Annotated in this window: 16 protein-coding genes; 9 read left to right on the top strand and 7 right to left on the bottom strand. The window is 65.1% G+C overall.

Going from position 1 to position 14756, the window contains the following annotated elements:
• Positions 1–125 precede the first annotated feature (125 nt).
• A complete protein-coding gene (gene hemB, locus VNK82_11120) occupies positions 126–1130 on the top strand; it encodes a porphobilinogen synthase (GenBank protein HXE91504.1) in 1005 nt (334 codons plus the stop codon).
• 128 nt (positions 1131–1258) lie between these two features.
• On the opposite strand, the gene VNK82_11115 is transcribed toward hemB, so the two are convergent.
• On the bottom strand, positions 1259–1666 hold the full coding sequence (locus VNK82_11115) for a MarR family transcriptional regulator (protein ID HXE91503.1): 408 nt from the start codon (positions 1664–1666) through the stop codon (positions 1259–1261).
• Positions 1667–1772: 106 nt separating this feature from the next.
• On the opposite strand from VNK82_11115, the gene VNK82_11110 reads away from it, so the two are divergent.
• From VNK82_11110 to sucB, 8 genes are all read left to right on the top strand, one after another.
• Positions 1773–2153 carry a VOC family protein gene (locus VNK82_11110; protein ID HXE91502.1) on the top strand — a complete coding sequence of 127 codons (381 nt, stop codon included), beginning with the start codon at positions 1773–1775 and terminating at the stop codon, positions 2151–2153.
• Between the two features lie 76 nt (positions 2154–2229).
• Positions 2230–3657, top strand: a complete 1428-nt coding sequence (lpdA, locus tag VNK82_11105) for a dihydrolipoyl dehydrogenase (GenBank protein ID HXE91501.1) — start codon at positions 2230–2232, stop codon at positions 3655–3657.
• Positions 3658–3662: 5 nt separating this feature from the next.
• Positions 3663–4448, top strand: coding sequence for a lipoyl(octanoyl) transferase LipB (gene lipB, locus VNK82_11100; protein HXE91500.1), 786 nt, complete (start codon positions 3663–3665; stop codon positions 4446–4448).
• Between the two features lie 70 nt (positions 4449–4518).
• Positions 4519–5724: a thiamine pyrophosphate-dependent dehydrogenase E1 component subunit alpha gene (locus VNK82_11095; protein ID HXE91499.1), complete on the top strand. Its 1206-nt coding sequence runs from the start codon at positions 4519–4521 to the stop codon at positions 5722–5724.
• Between the two features lie 54 nt (positions 5725–5778).
• Positions 5779–6360 carry a DUF1080 domain-containing protein gene (locus VNK82_11090; GenBank protein HXE91498.1) on the top strand — a complete coding sequence of 194 codons (582 nt, stop codon included), beginning with the start codon at positions 5779–5781 and terminating at the stop codon, positions 6358–6360.
• Between the two features lie 19 nt (positions 6361–6379).
• A complete protein-coding gene (locus tag VNK82_11085; protein ID HXE91497.1) occupies positions 6380–7354 on the top strand; it encodes an alpha-ketoacid dehydrogenase subunit beta in 975 nt (324 codons plus the stop codon).
• Between the two features lie 34 nt (positions 7355–7388).
• Positions 7389–7538 carry a hypothetical protein gene (locus VNK82_11080; GenBank protein ID HXE91496.1) on the top strand — a complete coding sequence of 50 codons (150 nt, stop codon included), beginning with the start codon at positions 7389–7391 and terminating at the stop codon, positions 7536–7538.
• A gap of 324 nt (positions 7539–7862) precedes the next feature.
• Positions 7863–9242, top strand: coding sequence for a 2-oxoglutarate dehydrogenase, E2 component, dihydrolipoamide succinyltransferase (gene sucB / locus VNK82_11075; GenBank protein HXE91495.1), 1380 nt, complete (start codon positions 7863–7865; stop codon positions 9240–9242).
• 76 nt (positions 9243–9318) lie between these two features.
• Here the strand turns inward: sucB and VNK82_11070 are convergent, their stop codons facing one another.
• From VNK82_11070 to VNK82_11045, 6 genes are all read right to left on the bottom strand, one after another.
• Positions 9319–9579, bottom strand: a complete 261-nt coding sequence (locus VNK82_11070; protein HXE91494.1) for a hypothetical protein — start codon at positions 9577–9579, stop codon at positions 9319–9321.
• An 80-nt stretch (positions 9580–9659) separates the two neighbouring features.
• Complete coding sequence (locus tag VNK82_11065; GenBank protein ID HXE91493.1) at positions 9660–9881, bottom strand: hypothetical protein; 222 nt, start codon at positions 9879–9881, stop codon at positions 9660–9662.
• A 353-nt stretch (positions 9882–10234) separates the two neighbouring features.
• Positions 10235–12571, bottom strand: coding sequence for a hypothetical protein (locus VNK82_11060; GenBank protein ID HXE91492.1), 2337 nt, complete (start codon positions 12569–12571; stop codon positions 10235–10237).
• A 128-nt stretch (positions 12572–12699) separates the two neighbouring features.
• Positions 12700–13677 carry a hypothetical protein gene (locus VNK82_11055; GenBank protein ID HXE91491.1) on the bottom strand — a complete coding sequence of 326 codons (978 nt, stop codon included), beginning with the start codon at positions 13675–13677 and terminating at the stop codon, positions 12700–12702.
• Complete coding sequence (locus VNK82_11050; protein HXE91490.1) at positions 13674–14174, bottom strand: hypothetical protein; 501 nt, start codon at positions 14172–14174, stop codon at positions 13674–13676. The genes VNK82_11055 and VNK82_11050 overlap by 4 nt, the downstream gene beginning before the upstream one ends.
• Positions 14175–14261: 87 nt before the next feature.
• The gene (locus VNK82_11045; protein HXE91489.1) at positions 14262–14681 is read right to left on the bottom strand and encodes a hypothetical protein; all 420 of its coding nucleotides are present in this window, start codon (positions 14679–14681) and stop codon (positions 14262–14264) included.
• Between the last annotated feature and the right edge of the window lie 75 nt (positions 14682–14756).

Below are 14756 nucleotides of genomic sequence, written 5' to 3'. Positions count from 1 at the left end.
CCGGCATGAAAAAGGACAAGTTACGGAAGTACCCGGACCAAATCCGCTACTAGCGCCGGTTGTGCCCCCAAGGGGGTGGACACGCCGGAGAGGCATAGGGAGGGGTCTGCTAGAATTCGCCTCCTATGGCCTTCCCCGAAACCCGCATGCGGCGGCTCCGGCAGACGGAGAGGCTGCGGGAGCTGGTGCGCGAGACGCGGCTTTCCCCCCAATGCCTGGTGTATCCGCTGTTCGTATGTCCGGGAAAGGGAGTGCGCAAGGAAGTGCGCTCCATGCCGGGAGTCTTCAACCTCTCAGTGGACCAGACCGTGGAGGAAGCGCGGCAGGCGCACGGGCTGGGGATCGGTGCGTTGATCCTGTTCGGGCTGCCGGAAACCAAAGACGAAGTGGCCACCGGGGCGTGGGCCGAGGACGGCATCGTGCAGCAGGCGGCCCGAGCCATCAAGAAGGAGGTGCCCGAACTGCTCCTCATTGGCGATGTCTGCCTGTGCGAGTACATGTCCCACGGGCACTGCGGGATCGTGCGTACCGGCGTGGGCGGAGCGTATGAAATCGTCAATGATGAGACCCTGGAGCTGCTGGCGCGGACGGCAGTCTCGCTCACCGAGGCGGGGATCGATATCGTGGCCCCTTCGGACATGATGGATGGGCGCGTGGCTGCAATCCGTAAGGGGTTGGACGCGGCCGGCTTCGGGAATACTCCCATCCTTTCTTATGCGGCGAAGTTCGCGTCGGCGTTCTATGGGCCGTTCCGCGAGGCGGCGGACTCAGCGCCCCAGTTCGGCGACCGACGGTCGTACCAGATGGATCCGGCGAACCGGCGCGAGGCGATGCGTGAGATCGAACTCGACCTGGAGGAAGGCGCCGACATGATCATGGTCAAGCCGGCGCTGCCTTACCTGGATGTGATCCGCGAAGCTCGGGAGCGCTTCGACGCGCCCCTGGCGGCGTACCAGGTTTCCGGCGAATACGCCATGATCGAAGCGGCGGCGCGCAACGGGTGGATCGATCGGGAGCGCGTGATCCTGGAGTCGCTCACCGCCATCCGGCGGGCGGGTGCGGACGTGATCCTGACCTATCACGCCAAGGATGCGGCCCGGAAGCTGGGCAGCTGCAGTACCCAGGGCTAACGCCCTCTGTCGGGAGAGTCCGCTGCTGACGCGGGATCGCTTCGCGAGTCGGGCCTAAAGGCCCGACCTACCCAGCCCCGCTCGCCCACCAGAATCAGGCGCCCGAGTCAGCCTTCCACTTGTCGTTATCAGAGTCGCCGCACCAGTTCAAAGATAGTTTCCGCGGCATGCCCGAGGCGGCGGACTTTGTTCTCTGGAAATGTCCGCAGGGCGCGGGCGAGCTGCTGGACGCGGCGGCGGCGGCCCTGCTGCATGACCTGGATCCCCTTGGCCGTGGGGACCAGTCGGAGCTTGCGGCGGTCGGCGCCGACGGCTTCCGCGCGCACCAGGCCGGCGCGGCGCAACCCGGCCGCGATGCGGCTCATGGTGGGAGGCCGCACCTGCTCGGCCTCCGCCAGCTGCTTGAGGGAACACGGCCCGCCGAAGACCAGCACCGAGAGCGCCGAGAGCTGGGCGGGGCCGATGCCGGCGGCGCGGTCCTGGGCGCGCAGCCGGCGGAGCAGGCGGATGGCGGCGGAGTGCAGGCGGTCGGCCACGACCCGGCGCGTCCCTTCCCTGGGGGGTGCGATTTTTGGCTTGCGCCGCAGCATTTAGTTAGCTATGCTAACTACATTGCAGATGGCCCGCAAGGAGGCTTCAACCATGACGACGGAACTCGCGCTCTCCCAGATCGGCCAGATCAGCGTGACCGCCTACGACCTGAACCGGGCGGTGGCATTCTATCGCGACGTGCTGGGCATGAAATTCCTCTTCCCTGCCGGGACGCTGGCGTTCTTCGACTGCGATGGCATCCGCCTGATGCTGGCGGTGCCGGATAAGAAGGAGTTCGACCATCCCAGCTCCATCATCTATTTCAAAGTCCCCGACATCCAGAAGGCCCATGCCGCCCTGGTGGAACGGAAGGTGCAAGTGGAGGAAGCGCCCATCCTGGTGGCGAAGCTAGAGAAGTTCGACCTGTGGCTGTGCTCGTTCCGCGATTCCGAGGGCAACCTGCTGGCGCTGATGAGCGAAGTGGCGCGGTAGGTCGGAAACTCGCCTCCCTGCGCGGGGCTCGAATACAATCGAGCGCGTAGCCATCTCCGAGAGCGGGAGCGCGAACTTGGCTGAAACCATCTTCGATGTGGCCATCCTGGGTGCGGGGCCGGGCGGATACACGGCCGCCATCCGCGCCGGCCAGTGGGGCCTGAAGACCTGCCTGATCGAAAAGGACGCCAAACTGGGCGGCACCTGCCTGCAGGTGGGCTGCATTCCCACGAAGGCACTGCTCTTCAATGCCGAAATCTACGACCATCTGAAGGCCGCCAAGGAATTCGGCATCGAAGGCGTCACCAATCCCAGGATCAACTGGGCGGCGGTGCAGGAACGCAAAAACAAGATCGTCGCCAAGCACACCAAGGGCCTGGACTATCTGATGCGCAAGAACAAGGTCACAGTGGCCGGCGGATTCGGGAGGCTGACCGGGCCGCGCAAAGACGGAATCCTGACGGTGGAAGTGACGCCGACGGACGGCAAGGGCACGGCCACGACGGTGAAGGCAGAGAACGTCATCGTGGCGACGGGTTCCGAGGCGCGCATGCTGCCCGGGTTGAAGGCGGATGACCGAGTGCTGACGAATATCGAGATCCTCAGCCTGGAGGCGATTCCCAAATCGCTAATCGTGGTGGGCGCAGGTGCAGTGGGTGTGGAATTTGCTTCCATCTATCGCTCATTCGAGAGCGACGTGACCATCCTGGAAATGCTGCCGCGGCTGGTGCCGCTCGAGGACGAGGAGGTCTCCAAGGAACTGCTGCGGTCGTTCAACAAGAAAGGCATCAAGAGCCATACCGGCGCCAAGGTCGAAAAGGTCGAGAAGACGAAGGCCGGCGTGGCGGTGAGCATCACCGGAAGGGACGGCAAGCCGCAGAAGATCGAGGCGGAGAAGATCCTGATCGCAGTGGGGCGGGCGCCGCGCACGGAGGGCATCGGTCTGGAGAAGACCAAAGTCAAGAGCGAGCGAGGATACATCCACGTGAACGAGTGGATGGAGACTGCCGAGCCGGGCGTGTACGCGGTGGGCGACATCGTGGCCGGACTGCCGCAACTGGCGCACGCGGGGATGATGGAGGGCATCGTAGCGGTGGCGCGCATCGCGGCGAAGCCGGCGCGTCCGGTGCGGCGCGAGCGCATCCCCAACTGCACGTACTGCGAACCGCAGATCGGGAGTGTAGGGCTGACCGAAGCTGCCGCGAGGCAGGCTGGATACCAGGTCAAAGTGGGCAAGTTCCCGTTCACGGCGAACTCCAAGGCCAGCATCGTGGGCTCGCACGAAGGGTTCATCAAGGTGGTCTCGGAGGCGAAGTACGGCGAGATCCTGGGCGTGCACATCATCGGGCCGTCGGCGACGGAGCTGATCGCGGAATCGGTGGCGGTGCTGGAACTGGAAGGCACGGTGGACGACCTGATGTTCACCATCCACGCGCATCCGACGCTCTCTGAGGGGATGGGCGATGCATTCAATGCGGTGCAGGGAGTGGCGATCAACTTTTGATTTCTGTGGTCCAACTCGGGACAGTGGAGTACGGCACGGCGCTCGAGCTGCAGCGCTCCCTGATAGAACGGCGCAAGCGCGGCGAAATCGGGGACGTCCTGCTGCTGTTGGAGCATCCCCGGGTGATCACCCTGGGGCGCAACGCGAAAGCCGCCAACGTTATCGCGGCGCCGGAGGAGCTTGCAACGCGAGGCGTCGAGGTCTTCGAATGTGATCGCGGCGGCGACGTGACCTATCACGGACCGGGACAGCTTGTGGGATATCCCATCTTCGACCTGCGCGGCTTCACGCCTCCCATCGGCGCGGTGGAATTCGTGCGGCGGCTGGAGGAGGTGCTGATCCGCACATGCGCCGACTTCGGCATCGCGGCCGAGCGCGTGGCGGGCATGACAGGCGTTTGGACAAGGGCGGATTCACCAGGGAGACACGGAGACACGGAGAAAGACCGGGCACAAGGCAAGATCGCGGCGATCGGCGTGCACATTTCGCGCGGGGTGACGTCGCACGGGTTTGCGCTCAACGTGAATACCGACTTGAGCGATTTTGAGCTGATCGTGCCCTGCGGCATCGTTCAGAAGCCGGTGACCTCCATGGCGAAGGAGCTGGACAAGGCAGTTTCGCTCGATGAGGTCGCAGAAGCAGTGGCGCGGCGGTGCGGTGAAGTGTTCGCCGGCGAAATGCAGTGGGTGAAGACGCTCGACGAACTCCCAGGACGGCCGATGGGCGTGCCCATGCGGGCGCCGGAGGAGATCCGCAGGCTGCGGGGCGAGAGCGAAGAGACCTGGGCGTGAGATGAAGAACAGGCACAACAAGATTCCGAGGCAAGCGAAGGACGGCGCAAGACCCGCACCGGCTCCGGCGGTGAGAAACGCGCAGGCCATTGTTGATTTGCGGCTCGAGAAGCCTTCCTTCCGCGTGGTCGAGGTGGTGCGCGACGGCGAGGTGCGGTACGAAGTGCGCGGGAAGCTGGACGCGCCCGTGCCGCCGATCCGCGAGTCGAAGTACCTCAGCAAGCAGCAGTGCGTCGAGATCTATCGCTGGATGCTGCTCAACCGCAGGATGGAACAGGCGCTGGAGAATCTCTACAAGCAGGGCCAGGTGGTGGGCGGCGTGTACTTCGGGCTGGGACAGGAGGCTTGTTCGTGCGCTTCCGCCTACGCGCTGCGCAAGGAAGACTGGCTGGCGCCCATGATCCGCAATCAGGGGTCGCTGCTGGTGAAGGGCTTTCCGGCGCGCGACATCATGATGCAGTACATGGCGCGGGCGGGCTCGCCGACCAAGGGCCGGGATGCGTCGTCGCACTTCGGAGACATCAAGGAGCGCAACGTGTGCGCGCCCATCTCCATGCTGGGCGACCTGATCCCGGTGCTGGCGGGTGTGGCGCTGGGCGCGCGCATGCAGGGGCGGAACATCGCGGTAATGACCTACATCGGCGACGGAGGCCAATCCACCGGCGTGTTCCATGAAGGACTGAACTTCGCCGCCGTCCAGAAGCTGGGGCTGGTGCTGATCGTGGAAAACAACCTGTGGGCATATTCGACGCCGACGGAAATGCAATTCGCGGTGGAAGACCTGGCGACGCGCGCGCCGGGATACGGGGTGCCGGGAGTGATCGTAGACGGGACCGACGCCTGCCAGGTGTATGACGCGGCGCACGAGGCCTGTGAGCGCGCCCGCCGCGGCGAGGGTCCGACGCTGATCGAGGCCAAGATGATGCGCATGAAGGGCCATGCCATCCACGACGCCGCCGGATACGTCCCCAGGGAATTGTTCGAGTTCTGGCGCAAGCGCGATCCCATTGCGCGCTTCGAGAAATATCTGTTGGAGAAGAAGTGGCTAACACCGGCGGAGAACAAGAAGCTGATTGACGACGTGGAGAAAGAGCTGGAAGCCGATCGCGAAGCTGCAGTGGCTTCACCGATGCCCAAGCCGGAGACGGCCGCGACCGGCGTCTACTGTGAAGAAGGCTGCCACGAGATCAAGCTGAAGTATGGGCCGGTGAAGGTGGCGCAGAGGAAGGACGAAGGCAAGCCGAAGGAGTCGGAGGCGGCGGTGCATTTGCGTTAGCCCGCGGACAGAATGAGTGCCAGGTATCAGCTTCTGTTGTTGTTGACGGTTCTTATGACTGCGAGCCCAGCCGTGGCGGAAAAGGAGTTCCGCCCCTTGTTCAACGGACAGGATCTGGATGGCTGGCAGCACGTGGGAGCAGGACGATTCATGGTGGAGGGAGGTCTTCTTCGCACGGAAGGCGGGATGGGCCTCTTGTGGTACACGCGCGAAAAGCTGGGCAACTGCGTGATTCGCGTGGTGTATCGGACCACGGCTCGCGCCTCGAACTCGGGGGTGTTTGTGCGAATCGCCGAGCAGCCCGCCAATCCCTGGTACGCCGTGCACCATGGTTACGAGGTGCAAATACAGGATGCCGAAGACGAACTGCACCGGACCGGCGCAATCTATTCCCTGGCTCCCGCGAAAGGCGGAGCGGCCAAGCCCGCCGGCGAGTGGAACGTCATGGAGATTACGTTGACGGGCCCGCGCATTGTGGTCGACCTGAACAGGATTCGCGTGACCGAGTTCGATCCTTCGGGCCCTGTCCCCGAACGGAAGAAGATTGGGAGCCGGAGCGTGGGCCGCGGCCTGAAGCCGGATACGTGGGTCTGCAGAACCACGGGCGCGAATCGACCGTGTACTTCAAGGAAGTGAGCGTGAGGCCGCTTTAGGGATGCCGACTGTTACCTATCTCGAAGCCATCCGCCAGGGACTTTGGGAGGAGATGGAGCGCGACCCGGCGGTGTTCTGCATCGGGGAGGACATCGGCATCTACGGCGGGGCGTTCAAGGTGACGGACGGCTTCATCCATCACTTCGGCGCGGAGCGGGTGATCGATACGCCCATCGCCGAGTCGGCCATCGTGGGCGCGGCGTTCGGCGCGGCGCTCACCGGGATGCGGCCGGTGGTGGAGTTCCAGTTCATTGACTTCATCGTCTGCGCGTTCAACCAGATCACCAACATGCTGGCCAAATCGCACTACCGCTGGGGCGCGCCGGCGCCGGTGGTGCTGCGCGGGCCGTGCGGCGGGAACGTGCACGGCGGTCCGTTCCACTCGCAGAACCCGGAGATGTACTTCGTGCACACGCCAGGGCTGAAGGTCGTTGCGCCGGGCACGGCGTACGACGCCAAGGGGCTGATCAAGAGTGCGGTGCGCGATAACAATCCGGTGATCTTCCTGGAACACAAGTACCTCTACCGGCGCATCAAGGAAGAGCTGCCGGAAGAGGAGTACACGGTACCGCTGGGCAAGGCGCGTGTGGCGCGCGGGGGCGGCGACCTGAGCATCATCACCTACGCCGCGATGCTGCATGTGGCGCTGGAGGCGGCCGAGATCCTGGCGAAAGAAGGGATCGACGTCGAGGTGCTCGACCTGCGGACGCTCGCGCCGCTGGATCGCGAGGCAATTGCCGCGACGGTGCGCAAGACCAGCAGGGCCATCATCCTGCACGAGGACACGAAGACAGGCGGAATTGCGGGCGAGGTGACGGCGGTGATCCACGAAGAGTGCTTCGACGACCTGGACGGGCCGGTGGTACGCATCGCGGCTCTGGACACGCCGGTGCCGTTCTCGCCGCCGCTCGAGGAAGTGTTCCTGCCCAAGGTGGCGGACGTAGTGCGCGAGGCGCGGCGGTTGAAAACCTATTGATTCACCGCCGAGATTGCCGAGCACGCTGAGGACTATGATCAAGAAGACGCCCAAGGGATACGTACTCTACTCTTTGTCGAAGCCGCGGCGGAGATTGGGCGGGCCGTACAAGACGCGCGAGGAGGCGCTGAAGCGGGAACGGCAGGTGCAGTTCTTCAAGCGGCGCGGGCGGGGGATTGCGTAGGCCACGCGCTTGGGCGCCCTCCTATTGCCGCCTCGCAAGGCCTGCTCCCTGTCGAGAGCCGTCGACATAAACAATCGTGCGGAACCGCATAAGAAGCAGAGGCCGGAACCCAATGGGGCCCGGCCTCGCGCCCTGCTCCCGAAGAAGCAGGGGGGATAATTCCAATACAAGGATAGCCACCTGTGCATTCGCTGTCAAGTTTTAGGTAGCTGCAAGCTATTGAAGACAAGGAGGTTGAAAACTCACTTTCAGTTGGAGGGTGAGCCACTCCTATAATCTTAAGGTTCGGGCCGAACTGATCCAAGGAGCCTCTGGAAGGAGATCATGCCGACCGATGTGATCATGCCCCAGATGGGGGAATCGATATTCGAAGGCACGCTGACCAAGTGGCTGAAGAAGCCGGGCGAGAAGGTGCAGCGCGACGAGCCGCTGTTCGAGATCTCGACCGACAAGGTGGACGCCGAGATCCCGGCGCCGGCGAGCGGCGTGCTCAAGGAGATCAAGGTGCAGGAAGGCACCACGGTGCAGGTGAACACGGTGGTGGCCGTGATTGACGCGGACGGCGCGGGAGCCGCTGTGCCGGCGCCCGCCAAGGCCGCGCCGGCAAAAGCGGAGGCAGTGCCAGCGAAAGCGGAGGCGGCGAAAGCCGAACCGGCCGAGGCGGCGAAGGCGGCAGAAGTCGCCCCCAAGGTCGCGCCTCCGAAGGCCGAGCCGGCGCGCGCGCCGGTGGTGGAGATGCCGGCGGCGGTGGCGCACGAAGAGGGAGAGCGCATACGGTCGTCGCCGCTGGTGCGCAAGATGGCCAAGGAGCACGGCATCGACCTGCGCCAGGTGCCGGGTACGGGACTCGAGGGACGCATCACCAAGGAAGACATCCAGGCGTTCATCGGGCGCGGCGGGGCAGCAGCGGCCCCGGCGCGTGCGGCGGTAGCTCAAGCCGCAGCAGCTCCTGCGGCAGCCCCGGCGGCGCCCGCGCCCATGCGCGCGCCGGCGGTGGTGCCGGGCGAAATCGTGCCCATGACGGCGATGCGCAAGAAGATCGCCGAGCACATGATCCAGTCGCGGCGCACCAGCGCGCACGTGCACTGCGTCTACGAGGTCGACCTGACCCGCATCGTGAAACTGCGCGAGCGAGAGAAGAAGAACTTCGAGCAGCGCACCGGAAGCCGGCTGACGTTCATGCCGTTCTTCGTGCGGGCGGCGATCAGCGCCATCCGCGACTGGCCGATCATCAACTCGTCGGTGGAGGGCGAGAACATCCACTACCATCGCAACATCAACGTGGGGATTGCGGTGGCGCTGGACTGGGGGCTGATCGTGCCGGTGGTGAAGAACGCCGAGGAGCGCAACTTCCTGGGGCTGCAGCGGGCCATCACCGACCTGGGCGAGCGCGCGCGATCGAAGAAGCTGACGCCGGAGGACGTGCAGGGAGCGACCTTTACCATCACCAACCCGGGACAGTTCGGGGCGCTGTTTGGGCTGCCCATCATCAACCAGCCGAACGTGGCCATCATGGGCGTGGGCGGCATCTTCAAGGCGCCGGTGGTGGTGACCGACGAGAGTGGGAACGACTCCATCGCCATCCGTTCGATCGTCCACCTGGTGCTGGGCTATGACCATCGGGTGATCGACGGCGCCGTGGCCGACAAGTTCATGGCCCAGGTGAAGAAGTACCTCGAGGAGTGGAACGAGGACATCTACTGACGGAAGTTGTCGGTTGCCGGTTGCCAGTTGTCAGAAGAGCGTGAAGCGGCAGGCCGAAAGGCCTGCCGTTCGTGTCTTAGCGGCTCTTGGCCCAGGCGGAAGCGTTCAGGCATTGCACGACGCCGTCGACGATCTTGCTGAGGCCGTCGCGGAACTTCTCCTGGTCGGCAATCTCCCGCGAGCTGACGTATTCGGCCATCGAGATTGCGGCAGCAATGAAATCGAGCGCGGATTCTTTCTTTTCGGCGCCGGGGCGGCCGCCCAGGACTGCTTCGATCCCCTGGACAATCATGGGAATGAAAGAGATGCCGCGCAGAAGCTTGGCGAGGAAGATCATGGAAAGACCTCCAGTTGTCAGTGGTCGGTGTTCAGTGGCCAGTGGCCAGTACTCAGTTGGAAGGACGGCGCGTGGCGTCGCTAGTGTTTGAGGCGCAGGTAGTCGATGCCGGCGTGGAAGAGGGTGAGCAGAGTCGCGAGAAGTGCGCCGACACCGCCGGCGCGTTGGGCAAGGGCTTCGTGACGCTCGACGCGCTCTTCGAGGCAGCGCAGGCGTCCGGGCTGTCCGTTGCCGACCAGGGAACGCATCTGCTCCTTGAGGACGGCGAGGTCGGCGAGGACTTGTCTTTCAAATTCAGTCATGGTGTCGCCCCTACAGGGCTCATTCTTCATTTGTGCCCGCTGACCCAGGGCTTACGCCCTGGGCTATCGACTTGCCGTCCGCCTTCGGCGGACTGAGACGCAGAGACCCGAGCGTTCCGGTGTTATCCGAACATCGAGGTCGAGTACTGAGCGTCGAGTTTCCAGGGCAATGCCCAAGATGCCTGGTAGCCACTTCATAAATGCAGAGGGCCTTCGGGCTTTGGCGTCAGGGGCTAAAGCCCATGATTTCCGCGACTTTTTGGCACGGCTGAAGTCGTGCCCTGAAACGAACCCAACCGAACCCGGCATTTGTGAGAGCTTCTAGTGCTGATGGCCGATTGCTGGCGGCCGTCCTACAGCGGGTAATCCACGTGCAGGGCGGTGGAGTAGCGGGAGTAGCGGGGCGGCGAAGAGTTGTCGAACTGGCGGACGAAAAAGTCCACTACGCGCGTGACCCGAGTGACGGTGAACGACTGCGTGGTGAAGCGGCCGACGAGGTTGCGATCGTTCTCCGGGCCCCAGCCGAAGTCGCTGCGTCGGACTTCGAATCCGCCGCCGGGCGGCGGAGCGACGCCGGCGTCGATGGTGACGGTGGTGGAGGTAATGGCAGTGATTTCAGCGTCGGGAAGGTCAGCGATGAACGTAGTGCCGGCGTTGGAGATGGTGAGCGCGTCTTCCGGCAGGTCGCGCAGCGGGGAGTCAGCCAGCGTGAGGCCAAGGGGCGCGGCGGCATCGTTGGCGAAGGCGATGCGATAACGGCAGCGTTCGTTGACAAGATCGACGGCCTCGACATCGACTTCCCGCACGATGGCGCTGAAGTTCGCGGACTGCGCGGGGACGTTGACGGTGACAGCGTCACCCGGAAAAACGTCGGTCGCGGTAAGGCCGGGGAGAATGTCGCTCCACACTTCGTACTCGCCGGCCCGGGCGGGTTGCGTGGAATCGTCGAGCACGGCAAGGGCAGCGTTTTCGCAGTCGGCGGCGGTGCGGGGCGGCGGATCGAGCACGCGCACAGCGGCGGCGCGCACGCCGTCATCCGTGCCCCGGGCCAGCGCGGCGATGCTAGCAGGATCGGTGACCCGCGCCTGGGCGCGCCCACGGCCCCGGTAGCGCACCACGATCTCCTCGTTGGCGACGGGAACGTACTGGGAGTGGAACAGGAGCTCGTTGGATTCGAGCACGATGCATTCCGCACCTTCGGCCACCGGGCCCACCAGACGTGTGCGGAACGATTGCGCAGGGATCACACTGCGGATCTCCGTGCCGACGGCGCGCGCGACGCGCGTGAACGACAGCTTGCAGTGGGCGCTGAGCGCGTTCACCGGCGCGTAGGTCACATACGCCGGAGCGGCGCCGATCACGGCATCATAGAGCACGGTGGATGGGGCTGCCAGCGAACCGGGGCTGGCGGGATCGACGTCGTGCACTTCGAGGACGACGCGTACGCCGGCGGCGAGCGAGGCGCCGCCGCGTCCGCTGCCTGCCGGATGGGTCGAAGAATGAAACAACGACTGGGTGCGGAACGGTTGCGTGGCGTAGAGCCGGGTGGTGAGCGAGTAGCCGTGACCGGCGGCAGTCGTGATGGCCGGGCCGGTGGCTACGCCGTTGACGAGCGCCTGAATCTGTGACTGGCCGGCGGAAGGCGTCACGCGGAAACCGGCGAAGCAGGTGGCGATGGATACCGATGCGGAGTAGAGCCCGCCCAGGACGGCGTCGGTGGGCGCGGTGAAGGTGGCTTCACCGTGCTGGAGCAGCAGCGCACCGCCAAGCTCAATCGGTTCGACGAATTCGAGGCGAGTTGCGCCATCGGCGCCGGCGCCTCCTTCGACGTTGAGCTTGCCGGCGGAGATGCTGAAGGCGGAAGCGGGATCGGTGACGTTCCACAGCAGCGGGTCGAGCGCGCCGCTCTTGTACTCCTCCTCGAGGATGACCGCGTTGCGGCGCGTGAAGGGCGTGTGCGAGAGCTGGAAGCGGAGCGTGAGCCCGTCGCCCAGGAAGTAGTCCTTGACCAGGGGGCGCGGCTCGACGCGGCCGACGACCGTGACGTCGTTCAGGATGGGGGCGGCGGCAGACAGGCGAAGGCCTTCCGGCGTGAAGCTGCTGCTCGATTCGTCAATGGCATGCGTCACTGCGCCGACAGGCTGGAACGTGAGCGCACCGTCATGGGCGCGCCATACGGCGCGGGCGAGCCGAGCGAGTTCGGCGGCGTGTGCCGACCAGGGCCGGCTGGGGCTGGCAGAGAAGGAGTGCAGGGTCACGACATCCTGCACGGCGCTGGTATCGAAGGCGCCGGGGAGCGCGTCCTCAGCCAGTTGCGTGAGAACGGCGCCTGCGGTGCGGTCGATGAAGGGCGCGCGCGAGGGCAGGCGCTTGCGGTCGAGAATGAACTCGTCGCCCTGAGCCACGATGACGTAGCGATAGACGGGCCCGCGCTCACCCCAGCCGAGATACTCGTGCGCGGGCTCCTGGGTGAGATAGCCGGTGAAAAGCTTGGTGCCGTCGGCGCGGCCCAGGATGATGCGGCTCCCGCTCAACGGAACGATGAAGACCGGCGTCTCGGCAACCAGGGTGAGTCGCAGCGCGGACGGGCGGTTGAGGCGGCGCTCGATCGTGGGCGCAACCGTGGCGTCGAGAGACGCGGTGTATTCACGAGGGCCGGCGCCGTCGAGGTTGTCGATGGTGAGAAACAAGCTCCTGGCTCCTAGCTGCTGGCTGCTGGCTTTTGGCTATTGGCTCTTGGCCGATGCCAATCGATTTCTGCTCTCCGCTTTCCGCTTTTCGTTTTCCGAACGACGGGGAGTGTCCAGTGAGTCGGCTGCTAATACAAAGGGGCAGCGGGCGGTGGGTAGAAGGTTCGGTAACAGAGCACGCGCTCGGCATCGATCGGGTCGCCGAGAGGACGGGCGGTGAAGGCGGCGTGCAGCGCAAACGACTCCAGCGGCCCGGCGACGGTGAAAGAAGTCTCGCGCGCGGACGCCGCGGGCTGGAGGAACGGATAGTGGAAGCAGACGCGGCCTCCCGACTCGGCGGGCAGAATGAACAGCGCCGACCACTCCTGGAAGAAGCTACCGGCCTCACGATCCACGAAAGCGATGACCTTCTGCACTTTGGCATTGACCGGAGGCGTGCCGCCCAGAAGCGGCTGAACCAGGAGGAGCGAAGTCGCGGTGGTGGAAGCGACCTTGCCCAGGTTGAAGGAAGCACGGCGGATGAAATCGACGTCGCCGGAGACGTCGGCGGGATTGCGCACGAACGCACCGGCGATGGCGGCACCGACGTATCCGGTCTGGTTGACGTAGTCGAGGTCGACGACAATGACGTCGCCGGGAGCGAAAGCGGCGACCGCACCGGATCCGACGATGATCTCCGTGGCGGTGGAGCCGGGCTGGAGAGCGACGGCGGGAATTCCCTTGGCGCCGGAGGGCGTGCGTGGCGCGTTGGGATCGGGGTCGAGCACGTTGAAGTGCTCAGAGCCGCCGGCCAGCGCCATCTGCAGCTTGCCCCAGTCGAGGAAGTCGAACTCGACGCGGGCTTCGAGCCGGGCGCGGAACTGAGACGCGGTGGTTCCCTTTGCACCGGCACGCACGGGCAGAACTTCGGTACCGGGTGAGCGGCGGAAGTTCTCGATCCAACCGACGTCGAGCCAGGGGGCGGGCGGGGCGTCGAGCGGGAAGCCGGCGTCGAGGGCGGGATCGAAGATGGCCGGGATGGAGCTGTTGCGGTCAACGGGAGCAAAGTAGGCGCGGACGCGTCGCGCGATGGGCGAAAGCGGCGGACGCAGGGGCGTGGTGCTCATGCGAGGTCAGCCTCAGGGAAGAAATAGACGGTGGTGCGGGCGGTGCGGCGCAGTTCGCCGCCGACGTTGACCGGCTCGGCCAGTTGGGGCGGAAGCCAGAAGACGCTGGTGCCGAGTTCGGCCGGGGTCGCCTGCGTGTAATCGCGTTTGGGCACGGAGTGAGGCGAGAAGATGCGCAGGAGCTCGGTGTCGAGCGCCGCCAGGGTGCGGCCGCGATCCACGCCGCTCATCTCCTCAGTGCCGCGGGTGCGGTAGACGATGGCGCAGTCGAGCGCCAGAAGGGGGCGAAGAGCACGCGCCGCACTTTCCACTACCCGCACTGCGCCCCACACCAGGTAGAAGGCGTCGAGCAACGCGCCGGCGGTGTTGGCGGGCTCGTTTTCGGCGACGATCACCGCGGGGCGACTGACGCCATCGAGAAACACGGTGCGGGACGGATTGAGCGCGGCCAGGCGGTCGCGGAGGGTGACGTAGAAGGTGTCTTTGGCGAATTGCATGGCTTTTGGCTTTTGGCTCTTCTCTGTTGGCTACTAGCTAGTAGCTTCTAGCCTCTAGCTAGAAGCCATCACATCCTGAATCGATGGTTACTCCGTTGCGGTGATGCGGTAGAAGGCCGGGTCGTCGGCAAAGGAGTGGATGTCGACGCTGCGGACGCGCAGCAGCTTGTCGTCGTGCACGATGCCGATGGCGTTCTCGAGCAGGGCGTCGGGTGACGCGAGGTTGCGCGCGGCCGCCTGTTCGGCGACCGAAGCAGCGGAGACCACGAGCTCCACCCGCAGGCCGATCTCGCCACGGGCGGCGGGCACGGAACGCACTACAGCGGGCGTGAGCACGACGTCTTCGGTGACGGGCGAGGCCAGGCCGAGGTCGGCGTTCTCCTGCGCGACGTTCTGCGGCAGGCGCACGGTGATGGCGCTGCCGCCAAGGGCGCGCAGCATCGATTCCGCCACGCGGGCCATGGCCTGGCTGCGGGCCGTGTCGAAGGATTGGGGAAATTCGAACATATCCAGTTCTCAGTTCTCGGTTCTCAGTGAGTACCCAGTACCCAGTACTCAGTACCCAGTAGTGGCGGCAGGATG

It is taken from the genome of Terriglobales bacterium, from assembly GCA_035573675.1.
Classification (GTDB): domain Bacteria; phylum Acidobacteriota; class Terriglobia; order Terriglobales; family Acidobacteriaceae; genus DATMAB01.
Note: the sequence above shows the minus strand (reverse complement) of the source record. Positions and strands in the feature narration are given on the sequence as shown.